The organism is Mesorhizobium loti R88b (genome assembly GCF_013170845.1).
GTDB lineage: Bacteria > Pseudomonadota > Alphaproteobacteria > Rhizobiales > Rhizobiaceae > Mesorhizobium > Mesorhizobium loti_B.
Genome location: NZ_CP033367.1, coordinates 6,688,612 through 6,702,756, shown reverse-complemented (window position 1 = coordinate 6,702,756; position 14,145 = coordinate 6,688,612). Strand labels below are relative to the sequence as shown.

Genomic DNA, 14,145 nt, shown 5'->3' with positions numbered 1-14,145 from the left:
GGGCTGCGCCGCTCGCGGGATAAGGCGGCGGCCCTACGGCGCGCCAAGCCGGCATATTCGTCGTTGAGATGCTTTTTGGCCAAATGCGTTGGTGGGGCGACGATCATGTCTTAGCGCGGCTTGACCCTTCGCCTTCCAATTATGACGCCATTGCGGATTTCGCCGGCGCTTTCTTCAGGACTCGAGATCTGTTGGTCAAGGCCACCCGCGCGGTTAGCGTTGGCGATGCCCGACATCTGCTTTCGGGCAATCGCCTGATCGGGATGCGAGTCGAGGAAGGGGAGCTCACCCAACCCACGGCCGAATGCCCGTCGCGCGCCTGCGCGATTGCAAGCGCCGTGGTGCTGTGCCATTCCATGCGAAGCGTGAGAGTCCTTTTCAGCCCGCGCAGAACCAGGAAGGCCGACATAGTCGGGAGCGCCGCGCCGGTGATGTAGCGCACGGCGGTTTCGTACAGCGTGTGGAGGGGTTCCGCGTCGCCGAGGATTGCGCCGCCAAGGCTGCGACCTCATTCGCCGCGACACTTTCAATCGTGGGTCGAGTTCAGGAAGGCGCGTGGTTGAACGGCATTGGGAAAACCAGCCGGATCGTAGCCGGTGATGGATCGCGCGGGTAGCGAAGCCGAATTTGGCATCGTTCGCAGATGTGCCACTTTCCGGTCTTGGATTGCGGTCTCGGGCATCGGCTTCAGACGTGCTCTTGGCTTTCGGAAGGAGTGGCTGCAAACTGGTTGATATGGAATGTCCAGTTGGCAGGAAAAGAAATGGTCCAGTCTCCAGGTCCCGGTGCTTCAACCCGCTCGCATGGCATGGGGGCGCGCCAGATCTACGAAGCGCTTCGCGAGCAGATCCTCAGAGGCGTTTACGGCACCGGCAGCCAGCTGCCGTCCTCCCGTGGTCTCGCCGAGGAACTTGGAGTCTCGCGAACGACCGTCACCGTCGCCTACGAGCAGCTGGCCGCGGAAGGTTTCATCGACATCCGTCAAGGCGCGCGCCCTCGTGTCGCATCCTCACTCCTGGGACATGAGCTGACCGCCAATCCCCCAAAACGGTTCGGCCCGGTTCACTTGTCAAGCTATGGCGAACGGCTGCGTGGTACTCCGCGCTGGCCGGATTACCTGCCGAACACGCTGAAGGTTGATTTCCGATATGGCGTCCTGGCGCCCTCAGATTTCCCCGCATCGGTTTGGAAGCGCGCGATGAACGCGGCGATGGCGCAGCGGCCGGCACGGCTCGCCTATGACGATCCGTGCGGTTCGAGCCGGCTCCGCCAAGCGCTTCAGGGCTATCTCTGGCGCGCCCGTACTGTGCGCTGCGACCCCGAGCAGATCGTCATCGTCAATGGTTCGCAGCAGGGCCTCGATCTCTGCGCGCGCCTGCTGCTCGACCCCGGGGACAGCTTCGTCATCGAGGACCCCTGCTACAGGATGGCGCGCCAGGTCTTTGCCAGTACAGGTGCCACGCCCGTTCCCGTCGAGGTTGACGATCACGGCATGCAAACGGAGCAACTGGCGGGGGTCGCGGCCCGGCTGGCCTATGTGACGCCCTCGCATCAGTTTCCGCTCGGCGGCGTCATGCCGATCCCGCGGCGGCATCAGCTTCTGGAATGGGCGCGGGAGCAGGGCGCCTATGTCATCGAGGACGACTACGACAGCGAATATCGCTACGATATCAGCCCCGTTCCCCCGCTGCATAGCCTCGAGGATCATGGGGCCGTCATCTACCTCGGCACCATCTCAAAGACGCTCTCGCCGATGCTGCGGATCGGTTATCTCGTCGTCCCGGCGGAATTCCTGCAGGTTTTCGAAACCGCCAAGCAGCTTGCCGACCGGCATTCTCCGATGGCGGGGCAGGAGTCATTGGCCTCTCTGATCGAGAGCGGTGGCTATGAAAGCCATGTGCGCCGCGTGCGCCGCATCAACGGCGAGCGCCGGGAGGCATTGCTGACCGCCCTGAAGCGGAGTTTTCAAGGTCGGATCGCCGTCCAGGGGGCAGAGGCTGGACTGCACGTCGTCATATGGTTCAACGACCTGCCGCGATCGCGTGAAACGGCGTTGGTCGAAGCTGCCCAATACGCGGGTCTGGGTCTGCACCCGATTTCGCCGCTTTATCATCGGCAGTCGGGAGCAGGCGAAGCCGACCGCGTCGGGCTTGTCATGGGCTATTCCGCCCTGAGCATCCGGCAGATCGAAAAAGGCGTCGAGATGCTGCGCGACGTCGTCGCTCGACTCTGAGACGCTGACGGTTCCGCACGCGGGTTAGAACGCATTCGCGGCCGCTCATCATAAACAGTTCATCGTTGAAATAGTCGCGCGACCGGGCGACGGCCGCGCTCATGGCCGGCTGACTAAGGTTGATGCTGCTGCCGCCGTGAGGTTGCGCGCGATCCAAGCCTTTGTCTCATCTATCCGCAACGTGGATGCTTGTCATCGAAACAATCGATTTTGCCGATTCGACAGAACGTCCCATAGGAAGAATTCAAGGATGCAGCCCTAAGGAGATTGTCGATGCATGCGTTGGCTCCGAGGAGCATTTTCTGGTGTGGTCTGCGCCGAACATCAAGCGAGCCGATCCCCTTTTCGACCAGGTACATCGGTGATCGGGGCAAGCTGCATCGCGTCGGCTCTTCGCGACAAGCTCCCTCCGATAGCGTAGGCCCCTACCTCAAGGATCGGGGTTATGCCGATTGCGAATGGCCGACCGGTACAACAATTGACCGCAAGGGTTCGCAGCTATGAGACGTCTCGATGACAGATGGGAGGTGCAGAGTGAATGCGCTGACGGCACCGGGCGTCGAAGCGTCTATCTGACGTTTGACGACGGTCCAAATCCATGTTTCACACCACAGATACTCGATGTGCTGGCGCAAAATCGGGTGCCAGCGACATTCTTCGTCATTGGTGCTTACGCCGCAGAGCATCCGGATCTCATCCAGCGAATGATCGCAGAAGGGCATGAGGTAGGCAACCACACGATGTCTCATCCGGACCTGTCCAAGTGCGGCTTGGGCGAAGTGCAACGTGAGGTATTTGAGGCGAACCAGGCCATCATGCTAGCATGCCCGCAGGCCTCGATCCGCTACATTCGCGCGCCATACGGCGCCTGGAGCGAAGAAGTGCTCACTGCCTCAGAGATCGCAGGGCTGGCGGCCCTTCATTGGTCGATCGACCCAAGAGACTGGTCGCGCCCCGGCACCGACGCGATCGTCGATGCAGTGCTCGCCTCGGTACGCCCCGGCGCAATCGTGCTCTTGCACGACGGATGCCCTCCCGACGAGTCGACACGGAGCACTCAAGCCAGTCTGCGCAACCAGACCGTTATGGCGCTGTCCAATCTGATTCCTGCATTAGATGCCTGCGGATATGAAATTCGCTCGCTTCCAGAACATCACTGAAATGCGAGATCGCATGGACCTGCTTTCCCAGCCAGTACCTGTGTGGTCTCGCTTATGAAGGCTTACAGGCCGTTTACGCCCTGCGAACAAGCACTTCGTTGACATCGGACGAACTGGTCGGCTCCGACAGTTGGCTAAGCGTAGACGTCTGTTGTCAGCTGCTACGATGAGGACCCGCGCACGCCCTCGGCATGGCCCAGCACCGCCGGTAGGTTCACTCTTCGACGATTGTTTGAATGTATGGTTCACTTCGCGTTGGATCGATTTCATTGGGCTTGCCGCAGGCTCACATAGCGCGACCCTGCGGGATCGCTGGCTGCGTCGAAAAGGTTTGGCAAGCAATTCGCATACCGTGGACCGGCACCGGGGATTCCGGTGCTCTGATCCGGCGCGCGATGCCATCTTTCATCAACTGGACTACCTCAATAGCTTCTGACTGGCTGTTTCCAGCAGGCCAGCTTGCCGATACCTGACTTGGTAACGCAAGGAGTTTCGCGATGTACATCCCTCCCGCTTTCCGCGACGACGACAAGGAATGCCTGCGCGCGACCATTCGCGCGGCGCTGCTGGCGAACTTCGTTACCGTCACGGCGGAAGGGCCGCTCGCAACGCCACTGCCCCTCTTCCTTAACGAGAACGAGGGCGAGCACGGCGTGATCTACGGGCACCTGGCGAAGGCCAATCCCCAGTGCCGTGTTCCGCCGCTGGGCGACGGCTTGGCCATCTTCATGGGGCCGGACGCTTACGTGACGCCGGCATGGTATGCGACCAAGCGGGAAACCGGGAAGGTCGTCCCGACCTGGAATTACGTCGCCGTCCACGCCTATGGCCCGGTCGAGTTCTTCGAGGATGCGGGAAGACTGCTGGACGTCGTGAATCGGCTGACCGACCACCACGAGGGCGAGCGCGCCTCGCCTTGGGCCGTGTCGGACGCGCCGCCGGATTTTGTACAGGCGCAACTCCGCGGAATCGTCGGCCTGCGCATGCCAATCACGAGGTTGGAGGGCAAGCGCAAAATGAGCCAGAACCGGAACGCGGCCGACCGCGCTGGCGTGGCGGCGGGCCTTGCGGCGAGCGAGCGGGCATCTGACCGCGACGTCGCCGCTCTCATCCCAAAATAATCATGAACTTCGTCGGAATCGACCATCATGCCAGAACTGACCCCACTCGCCCTGTACCTCGCCGCGGCCTCCGTGCTCGCCATCACCCCCGGTCCGGGCATCTTCTACGTTGCCGCGCGCACGCTCGCCGGTGGTCGTCGGGAAGGTATCGCTTCCAGCTTCGGCACGGGGTTGGGGGGCATGATCCACGTCCTCGCCGCAAGCTTAGGTGTTTCCGCGATCGTGCTCGAGAGCTCGGAACTGTTCTCCGCATTAAAGCTGTTCGGCGCGGTCTACCTCGTCTGGCTCGGCTTTCGCACCTTTCAAGCCGCCCGCCTCAAGGGAGCGACTGGCGGCGATGACGGCGCCGCAGTGGGTCCAGTCGGACCCCGGCGGGCGTTTCGTGAAGGGGTACTGGTCGAGGCGCTCAACCCGAAGACGGCAGTCTTCTTCCTCGCCTTCATTCCGCAGTTCGTGAATCCGAGCGCAGGGCTCGTAGCTCTGCAATTCGCGGTGCTTGGCTCCGTGTCCATTGCGCTCAACACGCTCGCCGACATCGTGGTTGCCGTCGTGGCCAGCGGCATTCAAGACGGCGCGGCAGCGCGTCCCGGGTTGATCCGCCGCCTGAGGGAGGCGTCAGGCGGCGCGATGATCGCGCTGGGCGTCGGCCTCGCTCTGGCGAAACACCCTGCTGCCTGACTTTGAATCTGATCGATTGGGCATCTTTCAGGGTTGGCGGGTACCTTGCGAAAGCAGTTGGATGGCTGCGAGCCAGTTCGGTCATTGCACCTATTCAAGCCATGTCTCAGGAGGCGCGGCACCGCCGTTTGGGTGAACGTCGGCTCATAAATGAGAGAAAAACATAGCGTGAGAGAAACGTGAGTACGACTGCCTCGCCTCGCTCATGCCCATCATATCGGCCCTCGCTAATCAACGCACGGTAGAAGCCAGTCAGCCGAGAATGACGCCCGTTTCATGGAAGGAAAGCCAAGCCATGCGCCAAGCATCGCCCCGCTTTGCACTCGATTATATGGCGACGCCCGGACTTGACGTCAGGGCACTTTTCGCTTTTGCCCGCGACCAGGGCCTAACCGATGTCCAGATCCGCGGCCAACCGGGCAGCAATGCTATGGCACGCGGCGAGCCGGCGGCGGACGTCCGGTCTGCGGCCGCCGACACAGGCGTTGGGATTATTTCCGTCAATGCCCTCCAGCGCTTCAATGAGTGGACGCCCGCCCGCAGGGCCGAGGCGAGCAAGCTCGCCGATTATGCAGCGGCCTGCGGAGCCACGGCGCTCATGCTGGTGCCGGTCAACGGCGGCTCCTGGCCCGCCAATGTCGAGCGCCGGGGCGATCTCCGCGTCGCCTTGAAGGCGCTCAAGCCGATCCTCCAGTCGCGCGGTCTGATCGGTCTCATCGAGCCGCTGGGCTTCCGGACCTGCTCGCTTCGATCGAAGAACGAAGCGGCTAAGGCCATTGCCGCCATTGATGGCCAATCCGTCTTCCGCCTCGTGCACGACACGTTCCACCACACGCTTGCCGGGGAGGCGTTCTTCTCCTCCGAGCTGACCGGTCTCGTCCACATTTCAAGCGTGAACGATCCGATCCACTGGATTTACCCGGATCGCGTCCTAGTCGGTTCCGACAATGGCAGCCAGATCCGGGCGCTGCTTGATGGCGGCTATGGGGGGCCCTTCTCATTCGCACCGTTTGTCGACGCAGCCCACCCGCTGGACGACCTCGCAGGCGCAATTGCCGCGAGCATCGCTCTCTTCCGACACGGGCTATTGACGCGAGTGCCGGCGTGAGACGCGGGAGTAAATTAGGGCTGCTTAGGGCGCCTTTTGGCGTCCCCCGGAGAAGTCATTCGAGACGCCTCCTGTAGCAATATCTCTCGCAGCCAGATGCTTGCCGGATCACTGTTGTGAAGGGCGGGCCATTGAACGGCCTCGGTGAATGCGGGAAGCGGCAGCGGAAGGTGGATGATCCGCAGGGGGAAGGTTTTTTTGAAATGCTGAACCAGCCGGAAGGGCATGGTCGCTATACGAGCTGTGCCTGAGACCATCGGCGGGATCATGCTAAAGGCCTGCACAACGATCTCGACACGTCTCTTGAGACCATGCTCAAGAAAAAACTGTTCCTCGATGGAGGGCTTCAGCGTCCGCCCGAACTTGACCGCAACGTGCCTCATCGACATGTATCTCTCGAATGTAAGCTGCCGTGGTAGCTGCTTGTTCGTGGAGCAGCCCACGCACACGAGCGTGTCGTCGAACAGCGCCGCTCTTGGATGGGCACTTGACATGAACAATTCTGGAAAAATCAGAAAATCGACGTCACCGCGCCGGAGAAGCTCATCGGGGTCGTCGTCGATAGGCAACAATTCGAAGCTGACGGCGGGTGCTTCGCTTGCAACCCGCTCCACGACCTTTTCAAAAAACACGAGTGTGGCGAAATCGGAAAGAATGATCCTGAAACGGCGATCGGATTGAGCCGGATTAAACGGATCCCAAGAGATAATCGAGCACTGGATTTGCAAGAGTGCGCTGCGAACTGCGGGGGCGAGTGTTTCCGCACGCGGGGTTAGAACACGTTCGCGGCCGCTCGTCGTAAACAGTTCATCGTTGAAATAGTCGCGCAGCCGGGCGACGGCCGCGCTCATGGCCGGCTGACTAAGGTTGATGCTGCTTGCCGCCGCCGTGAGGGTCCGCTCGGTCAGCAGTGCGTCGAGCACGACGAGAAGATTCAGATCAAGGCCTTTGAAGCGCATGGCTTTCACTTATCCATAGCGTGGATGCTCGCGATCTAAACAATCGATTTTACCAAACTTCCAGGGCGCTGCATAGATGACCGCACTTGGCATGCGCCCGACCACGCCACTGCTTCTGCAGCGTGTGCTGGGAAATGACTTGCAAGTAGCCGGTCATGTCGAACTCTCCGCCTTCTTCCAAAAGGCCCATGGGCGACAGGGGCTTTCAGGCGGTAGTAGCTGGGCCGGTGCAGGGCCGAAGGTTCGCGCAATCGGCTCTGATGTGCACGGCGTAGCAGCTCACTAGGACCTGCTGCGCCATTTCTTCACGGTTGGCGAGGTTGATTTCTTGGTAGGCAAACTCGGATCGTACAGGATGCACCCCGATCTTGAGAGACTCGGAATGAGCCATTCTATCCGCGTCATGCGTCCGGTGCTGCAGCAGCGTGGCATTCCATTCGCTTTTGGCATGGTTCGGCACCCGCTGCGAAACCATCTTGAGAGGTTCTGCAGAGACGGCCAGACGACCATAGTGCCGGGCGTTCGCATCGCCACACATGATCGCGACCGCCAATGCGCTCGAGGTTTGCGATCAGGCACTGGGATTTTGTCCGCTCGGTTGCAGCCAATCGGCCCTCCATACCACGCCGCGATCCGCGTGATTTTCGATCCTTTGCACCGCGCTCGCCGTGCCCAGAAACGGCAAGTAGCAACTGCAACAGATAGGCTGGAGTCTGATGCTTGATCACATAAGAGCCGGAGCGAAGGGACACGGCTCGTGCCCAGCAGGGACAAACAACCGAGACCTAAGCTTTGATTTCGCCAAAGGCATACTCATTACTTTGGTGATAATTGGGCACTTGTTACAGTATTTAATCTACCAGGGCACCGACGCTTTCTGGCTGTCGCCGTATTTCAAGTCGATCTACATGTTTCATATGCCTCTATTTATGGCGATAAGCGGATACCTTTCTTCTGGGGCAATTTTGCGAAAATCGTTCACCCAGGGTGTCGGTGAGCGGGCAATGCAGCTACTACTGCCAATGCTATTTTGGTGTACGTTGATTTGGACGTTAAAGTCCGCCGTTATTTTTCCAACGAAGAGTTTGACTGATACTCTGTTAGATTTGTCGACGGAAGTTATTGGAACTTACTGGTTCATATGGGCCGCATTTATTTCGTTCGTTCTGATTAGAGTTCTTACAACGTTCAACCGTCTATCGATGTGGATCATAAGCGCATCTGCAATTGCGGTCGCATTCGCACCCATCACGTTATCAATAACCCCGTTGTTAAAATACACTTACCCATTTTATTGTTTAGGGTTCCTGTTTGCCCAGCCGATCGGATGGCAGAATGGCGTCATCTGGCGTTACAAATCGATTTTTGTTGTCTTATTTTCGATAGCGGCTTTCATATGCTTCCTCGGGTGGGGCAAGGAGACTTATGCCTACAACAATCTCGTTTTAATTCATGATGAACAGTCAGCTAAACAAGTTTTTCTGATGTTCTCTGGATCTTTGGCGGCTTCTGCGGTAGCAATGCAGTCTATGTTCCAATGCTGGAGACTTGTCTATTCGACTAGAGTAGCTCGCTTTGTCGCGGTGCAGCTTGGTCAGAGCACGCTGCTGCTTTACCTGGTCCAGGGTGCCGTGTTTCGTCTCATGGATTTGATACAGTTTGGAGAAGTCTGGAATCTCGCGACCAGAATCGCCTTCGCAACTGTGCTTGGAGTGGCGATTGTCGTCATAGCGATGGCAATTCGCAGTATTGCGCGCAACCTCGGATATGTGTCGCGGATCGTTGTCGGAGCGCCGCCACGCCCAAGTCTGCTCAAATCTCAATCTGTAATCAATTAGCCACGTGAAAAATTCGCATCTGTAATCGACATGTTTCATAGCTCCGGACCTATCCGATCGACTGTTGTACCGGTCGGCCATTCGCTCATCGGCCGCGCCTCCACGCGCGCGGGCGGCAGGTCGGGACACAACACCTCTGAGTGGGACCGTAAACGAGCGCCCATAATGGTCACGATGACAAACAACCACGTTACGGACAGATGAGGCATGCGTTTCAAAGGCCTTGATCTGAACCTTCTCGTCGTGCTCGACGCACTGCTAACCGCGCGCAACCTCACGGCCGCGGCAAGCAGCATCAACCTTAGTCAGCCGGCCATGAGCGCGGCCGTCGCCCGGCTGCGCAACTATTTCAACGATGAACTGTTTACGATGAGCGGCCGCGAACGTGTTCTAACCCCGCGTGCGGAAACACTCGCCCCCGCAGTTCGTGGCGCACTCTTGCACATCCAATGCTCGATTATTTCTTGGGATCCGTTTAATCCGGCTCAATCCAATCGCCGCTTCAGGATCATTCTTTCCGATTTCGCCACACTCGTGTTTTTTGAAAAGGTCGTGGAGCGGGTTGCACGCGAAGCACCCGCCGTCAGCTTCGAATTGCGGCCGCTCGACAACGACCCCGATGAGCTTCTCCGGCGCGGTGACGTCGATTTTGTGATTCTTCCGGAATTTTTCATGTCGAGCGCCCATCCAAGAGCGGCGCTGTTCGACGAGACATTCGTGTGCGTGGGCTGCCCCACGAACAAGCAGTTGCCACGTCAGCTTACATTCGAGAGATACGTGTCGATGAAACACATTGCGTTCAGGGTCGGCGGTGCCCAGATGCCATCCATCGAGGAACAGTTTTTGCTTGAGCATGGTCTCAAGAGACGTGTTGAGATCGTCGTACAGGCCTTTAGCATGATCCCGCCGATGGTCTCAGGCACAGCTCGGATAGCGACCATGCCCTTCCGGCTGGTTCAGCATTTCAAAAAAACCTTCCCCTTGCGGATCATCGAACTTCCGCGGCCACTTCCCACGTTCACCGAGGCCGTCCAATGGCCCACCCTCCACAACAGTGATCCGGCAAGCATCTGGATGCGGCAGATAATGTTGCAGGAGGCATCCCGCATGTGAAGTCGCGGGCACTCCTGGTCTCAGTCTCGATTTACTCAGCGCCTCATACGGGTGCGAACCGGCGTGCAAAATTGGGTCTGACGCACATTCGATGATTTTGCATGACGGCGTGCCACGTGTTTCCCCATGCTGGCAGCCGGCAACACCAAAAACATGAAGTGGAAGAAGTACTTTTACCGCAAGCTATGCGAGGCTGAAGGTTTTCGCCATGCGCCGCACCGAATTGCGGGGATACTGAGCGTGAGATAACTCGTCTCGTCGTCCTGCCGAATTCCGGTAAGCCGCCTTACCAAGGGCAGGCGGCGCATGAGGTTCCGCCGCTGGAAATCCGCCGCGCGGGGCTGTCGACGTTCAATCGCGGCTGGATCACAGTTGGTGAATACAACTACGATATCGCCGAACGATCCTCTATTTCGGGCCGAATCAGAAGCCGCGGGGCATGTTCGGCCCCGAGCTTCATGTAAGAGATCAGGCGCGCGATCCGCCCGATGCTCGCCGCAAGACAGAGCCGCATAGACCGCGTCGCCATGCCAGAGCGGTCGACGGACGAGGCGGTCCGGTTCGGTCCCGCACTCTTAGGTTCTCTCGTCGGCACCATCATTCGAAACGCCCCCGCCGGTCGAAATCGACCGGACAACAGCGTCCGATCACCCGGAGACGAGGCCTGCAACCGCCAAAAATCGTGCGTAGGATCGCACCGCGCGGCTGATGATTGCATCTTTCCCGCGCTGCACTGATGGCCTCTCTGTCAGGTGGTCTGAGGTTCGCGCTTCGGGCCGAGCAAGAACACTGTCAGGGCGCCGAGGAACGAGGCAACGGCGCTGTAGGCAAGGGAACTGGCGACGCCGGCATTGTCCATCAGTAGTCCGCCGAAAATCGCGCCCGCTGCGATGGCTACCTGGAACGTTGCGGCCATCAGCCCACCGGCGCTTTCGGCCTGCTCGGGAGCGGCGTGCAGCACCATCCATGTCTGCAGTCCCACCGGCACCGCGCCGAAGGCAAAGCCCCATACTGTAACCGCAATCGCCGTGGCCCAAGCCGATGCTCCCAGCGTCAGCAGCGAGACAGTGGCCATCGCTATGAGCAGGGGCGGCAGGGCCGCGGCTGCCTTGAGGCTGTGCTCGGCCAGGAATCCGCCGGCCAAATTGCCGAAGAAGCCGCCGATGCCAAAGACGAGCAACACCAGCGAGATCGTCTCGATATCAAGCGCGGGAAACTTCTCAAGGAAGGCGCGGATATAGGTGAAGCCGGCGAAGTGCCCGGAAGCGACCAGCAGGACGACCAACATCGCGACTTTGATCATCGGATTCTTGGCCACATCCAGCAGACTGCGGAAGCTGGCCACTCCAATCGGAGGCAGCCTCGGAATGGTTATGAGTTGCGCTACCAGCGTAACGGCGCCGACGACCGCAGCGATCATGAAGGCGGTTCGCCATCCCCAGATATCGCCGACATAGGCGCCGATTGGAGCCGCGCAAACGGTAGCGCAGGTAACGCCGGTGAGGATGATCGACATGGCGCGCCGCAGGAGGTGACTTGGAACGAGCCGCATCGCCAGCGCTGCCGAAATCGACCAGAACCCTCCGAGTGCTATGCCGAGCACGACGCGGGCGGCCAGGAGAACCGGCAGCGACCCCGCGACGGCCGATAGAACGTTCGACAGGATCAGCAGCAGCGTCATCGCCCATATGACGATCCTGCGGTCCAGGGGCCTTGTGATGACGGCCATCGTGGGCGCCGAGATCGCCCCCACGATGGCGGTCGTTGTCAGCGCCTGTCCAACTGCACCCTCGGTGATAGAGAGATCATGCGCGAGCGGCGTCAGCACGCTGGCAGGCAGAAACTCTGCCGTCACAAGCCCAAAGGTGCCTAAGGCAAGCGAAATGACTGCACCCCATGCGGGACCAGACCGTTGATCTGGCTGTTTTGGGTCATGCAGAACTCCGTCCATGAAGCCCGTAGCGGATTCGGTCATCAACAGGGTCTCCAGTTTGGATGTGCTGCAAACTCGGGTTGCTGCGTTGACCCGGATTAACGCCAGAAGCGCCATTCCCTGCGGCATTGCACGGACGAGGGGATGTTCATCGCTTCGCGATATTTTGTGACGGTGCGGCGCGCAAATCGATGGCCCTTTCCTTGGGCCGGACGACGATGTCGTCGTCGGAAAGCACGTCATCTTGCGATTCGTCGGCGATTGTCGCCTTGATCCGATGGCGGACAGCTTCGGGGGGGACCGCGCGTCGCCACCTTGGGAGGACGCGCTCGCGACGGTGAAAAAATACTTCAGTTCGAACACTTCGCGCGGGGTCTGCATGTATGTGTTCGACGTCACCCGGCTTACCGTCGCCTGATGCACTTTGATCGCGTCGACGACAGTCCTGGGCCCGGGAGGCCGCACTTGGTCGATGCCGTGTTCCAAAAAAGGCATCCTCCTGGCGGAGGCGGGTAAGCGACAATTGGGCGAGCGCCACGGCTCCGTCAGTCTCGAACCAGCCATAGCAAATCAGATACCGGAGGAGGGACGTCTGGAGGGGACGTTCGGCGCAAACGTGCACGGTCTCCTTGGGCGCTTGTATGGAACTTCGCGTTTTTGCCATGGTTCTGTTCATAGCTTTCTACGTGCTTTGGTGGGCTCTAACGGATAACAGCAAGCGCTATGCCATTTCACTTGGGGGCACCGAATCGGACTATCTTTTGCCGAAGCCCTGTCGGCTTGAGCAGGGGCGCCGTGCCTTGACCGAGACCGAGCGCGCCGCACAATCGCGTGGTCACCCGGACCGAGCAAAGGTGCTGTACTGTCGGAGTAGTCAGAACTTCCGCACCGGCAAGGGAAGGCGAAAACCGTTCCGGACGGGCCGAGCCGATGCATTGCCGCACGCCGGCATCGACCGCGTAAGGCTTTGTCTCTTGCGTGTAATTGCGTGCGCGGGCTGCGATCTGCGAAGACGCGGCCGTCGCGCCTACGATCGCGCTGTTGCTGCTCCCCCTGTCGAGGAAGGCCTTTGACACCTTCGAGCTCTTCAGCACGGCGCGCCGGTCTCCACGCCGTGAGGATCGAGTCCGGCTGGGCGTCACGGCGTTTGCATGATTGAGATTCCTTGATTTGCTCCCTCGTGCGCGCCTATCCGAAAACATTGTTGTGTCGCGAAGGCTGACAAGAATGTCGCAAGCGCGACCAAAAGATCGCCACGGCCCACAGGGGCAATTGCGACCAGTGGCCTTCTTCGGAAATCGGGGGAGCAATACCCTTTCCTCGTCGACTTCGGACGCGGGCTCAGCCGTGCCCGCCGCGCCGCTAGGAACGACCTAACCTTGGCGGATGGCGGCTGGCCGATCACCCGGGTATGTCCGCGTCGATAAAAGAAAAGCGTCTGGTCTCAGCCAGGCGGACCTCGCGAAGGCCATCGGTATCAATGTGGTCGAATTCCTCGATCACGCCGAGACGATCGGTTTCGCTCCAATGGAACCTGCTGGCGCGGATTCGACCAAGTTCCCAACCGAAAACACACGAAACGCGGCGGCTTCCGACCGCCGATCAATGGGCCAAGGCCCGGTCGCTGTTACCCTCGAATGAGTCCGCCATGCCGAGGCGGCTCGTCGATAGCCGCGGGTTGGCGCCTCTCCGGGGCGCGTTGGCTGCACGTTCCGCCCCTTGGACCCCGCTTCCGGCAACAACATCCGGCCGCCAAAGCTCGCCTTTGTCAGTGCTCGATTACCACGCCGAGATGCCTGCTGGGGCTCCGGTGCACGGGCACATTTATCGATCCGGCACGGTGTTGAGCGCGCGGAACCCGCCGCACGCGTTCCGATCGCTTGTTGTGCTCACCCGATCACGCGACCTGTCCCCACACGTCTTGAGGACTATTCCCCTGCGGCTGGCTCATTGACCTATGGGCGGTTCCAGCCCGCCCGAAACCCTCGCCACCAGCTTTTTT

The 14,145-nt window shown here is 59.9% G+C and carries 10 protein-coding genes and 4 pseudogenes; 9 read left to right on the top strand and 5 right to left on the bottom strand.

Annotation, left to right across the window (positions count from 1 at the left end; translation table 11 throughout):
- Positions 1–139: 139 nt before the first annotated feature.
- A complete protein-coding gene (locus EB235_RS32415; protein WP_244966435.1) occupies positions 140–442 on the bottom strand; it encodes a PLP-dependent transferase in 303 nt (100 codons plus the stop codon).
- A 321-nt stretch (positions 443–763) separates the two neighbouring features.
- On the opposite strand from EB235_RS32415, the gene EB235_RS32410 reads away from it, so the two are divergent.
- Positions 764–2,233, top strand: coding sequence for a PLP-dependent aminotransferase family protein (locus EB235_RS32410; protein WP_010913827.1), 1,470 nt, complete (start codon positions 764–766; stop codon positions 2,231–2,233).
- A 22-nt stretch (positions 2,234–2,255) separates the two neighbouring features.
- On the opposite strand, the pseudogene EB235_RS32405 reads toward EB235_RS32410, so the two are convergent.
- Positions 2,256–2,360: pseudogene (locus EB235_RS32405) on the bottom strand (LysR family transcriptional regulator); the annotation flags it as partial.
- Positions 2,361–2,733: 373 nt separating this feature from the next.
- Between EB235_RS32405 and nodB the strand changes: the two are divergent.
- The 4 genes from nodB to EB235_RS32385 all read left to right on the top strand — a co-directional run bounded on the left by nodB (position 2,734) and on the right by EB235_RS32385 (position 6,300).
- Entirely contained in the window at positions 2,734–3,393 is a 660-nt protein-coding gene (gene nodB / locus EB235_RS32400) for a chitooligosaccharide deacetylase NodB (protein WP_027033370.1), read from the top strand.
- Positions 3,394–3,890: 497 nt separating this feature from the next.
- On the top strand, positions 3,891–4,514 hold the full coding sequence (locus EB235_RS32395; protein WP_027033371.1) for an FMN-binding negative transcriptional regulator: 624 nt from the start codon (positions 3,891–3,893) through the stop codon (positions 4,512–4,514).
- 27 nt (positions 4,515–4,541) lie between these two features.
- Entirely contained in the window at positions 4,542–5,192 is a 651-nt protein-coding gene (locus tag EB235_RS32390) for a LysE family translocator (protein WP_027033372.1), read from the top strand.
- Between the two features lie 262 nt (positions 5,193–5,454).
- A complete protein-coding gene (locus EB235_RS32385) occupies positions 5,455–6,300 on the top strand; it encodes a TIM barrel protein (RefSeq protein ID WP_032925919.1) in 846 nt (281 codons plus the stop codon).
- A gap of 14 nt (positions 6,301–6,314) precedes the next feature.
- Here the strand turns inward: EB235_RS32385 and EB235_RS32380 are convergent, their stop codons facing one another.
- Positions 6,315–7,259: a LysR family transcriptional regulator gene (locus EB235_RS32380; RefSeq protein ID WP_027033374.1), complete on the bottom strand. Its 945-nt coding sequence runs from the start codon at positions 7,257–7,259 to the stop codon at positions 6,315–6,317.
- A gap of 76 nt (positions 7,260–7,335) precedes the next feature.
- On the opposite strand from EB235_RS32380, the pseudogene EB235_RS32375 reads away from it, so the two are divergent.
- From EB235_RS32375 to EB235_RS32360, 4 genes and pseudogenes are all read left to right on the top strand, one after another.
- A pseudogene (locus EB235_RS32375) lies at positions 7,336–7,983 on the top strand (hypothetical protein).
- Positions 7,976–9,097, top strand: a complete 1,122-nt coding sequence (gene nolL, locus EB235_RS32370) for a nodulation factor fucose acetyltransferase NolL (protein WP_027033376.1) — start codon at positions 7,976–7,978, stop codon at positions 9,095–9,097. Before EB235_RS32375 ends, nolL begins: the two are co-directional and overlap by 8 nt.
- 207 nt (positions 9,098–9,304) lie before the next feature.
- On the top strand, positions 9,305–10,210 hold the full coding sequence (locus EB235_RS32365) for a LysR family transcriptional regulator (protein WP_027033377.1): 906 nt from the start codon (positions 9,305–9,307) through the stop codon (positions 10,208–10,210).
- A gap of 120 nt (positions 10,211–10,330) precedes the next feature.
- A pseudogene (locus tag EB235_RS32360) lies at positions 10,331–10,437 on the top strand (nitrogen fixation protein NifQ); the annotation flags it as partial.
- A gap of 521 nt (positions 10,438–10,958) precedes the next feature.
- Here EB235_RS32360 and EB235_RS32355 read toward each other — a convergent pair.
- Both EB235_RS32355 and EB235_RS32350 read right to left on the bottom strand, forming a co-directional pair.
- Positions 10,959–12,185 carry an MFS transporter gene (locus EB235_RS32355; RefSeq protein WP_027033379.1) on the bottom strand — a complete coding sequence of 409 codons (1,227 nt, stop codon included), beginning with the start codon at positions 12,183–12,185 and terminating at the stop codon, positions 10,959–10,961.
- 56 nt (positions 12,186–12,241) lie between these two features.
- Positions 12,242–12,632 (bottom strand): annotated as a pseudogene (locus tag EB235_RS32350) (RNA polymerase factor sigma-54); the annotation flags it as partial.
- Positions 12,633–14,145 lie beyond the last annotated feature (1,513 nt).

What these genes read in the sequence shown, in the direction of transcription:
- EB235_RS32380 (WP_027033374.1), bottom strand. Translation starts at nt 7,259, where the DNA reads ATGCGCTTCAAAGGCCTTGATCTGAATCTTCTCGTCGTGCTCGACGCA.
- EB235_RS32410 (WP_010913827.1), top strand. Translation starts at nt 764, where the DNA reads ATGGTCCAGTCTCCAGGTCCCGGTGCTTCAACCCGCTCGCATGGCATG.
- EB235_RS32355 (WP_027033379.1), bottom strand. Translation starts at nt 12,185, where the DNA reads ATGACCGAATCCGCTACGGGCTTCATGGACGGAGTTCTGCATGACCCA.
- EB235_RS32385 (WP_032925919.1), top strand. Translation starts at nt 5,455, where the DNA reads ATGACGCCCGTTTCATGGAAGGAAAGCCAAGCCATGCGCCAAGCATCG.
- EB235_RS32390 (WP_027033372.1), top strand. Translation starts at nt 4,542, where the DNA reads ATGCCAGAACTGACCCCACTCGCCCTGTACCTCGCCGCGGCCTCCGTG.
- nolL (WP_027033376.1), top strand. Translation starts at nt 7,976, where the DNA reads ATGCTTGATCACATAAGAGCCGGAGCGAAGGGACACGGCTCGTGCCCA.
- nodB (WP_027033370.1), top strand. Translation starts at nt 2,734, where the DNA reads ATGAGACGTCTCGATGACAGATGGGAGGTGCAGAGTGAATGCGCTGAC.
- EB235_RS32365 (WP_027033377.1), top strand. Translation starts at nt 9,305, where the DNA reads ATGCGTTTCAAAGGCCTTGATCTGAACCTTCTCGTCGTGCTCGACGCA.
- EB235_RS32395 (WP_027033371.1), top strand. Translation starts at nt 3,891, where the DNA reads ATGTACATCCCTCCCGCTTTCCGCGACGACGACAAGGAATGCCTGCGC.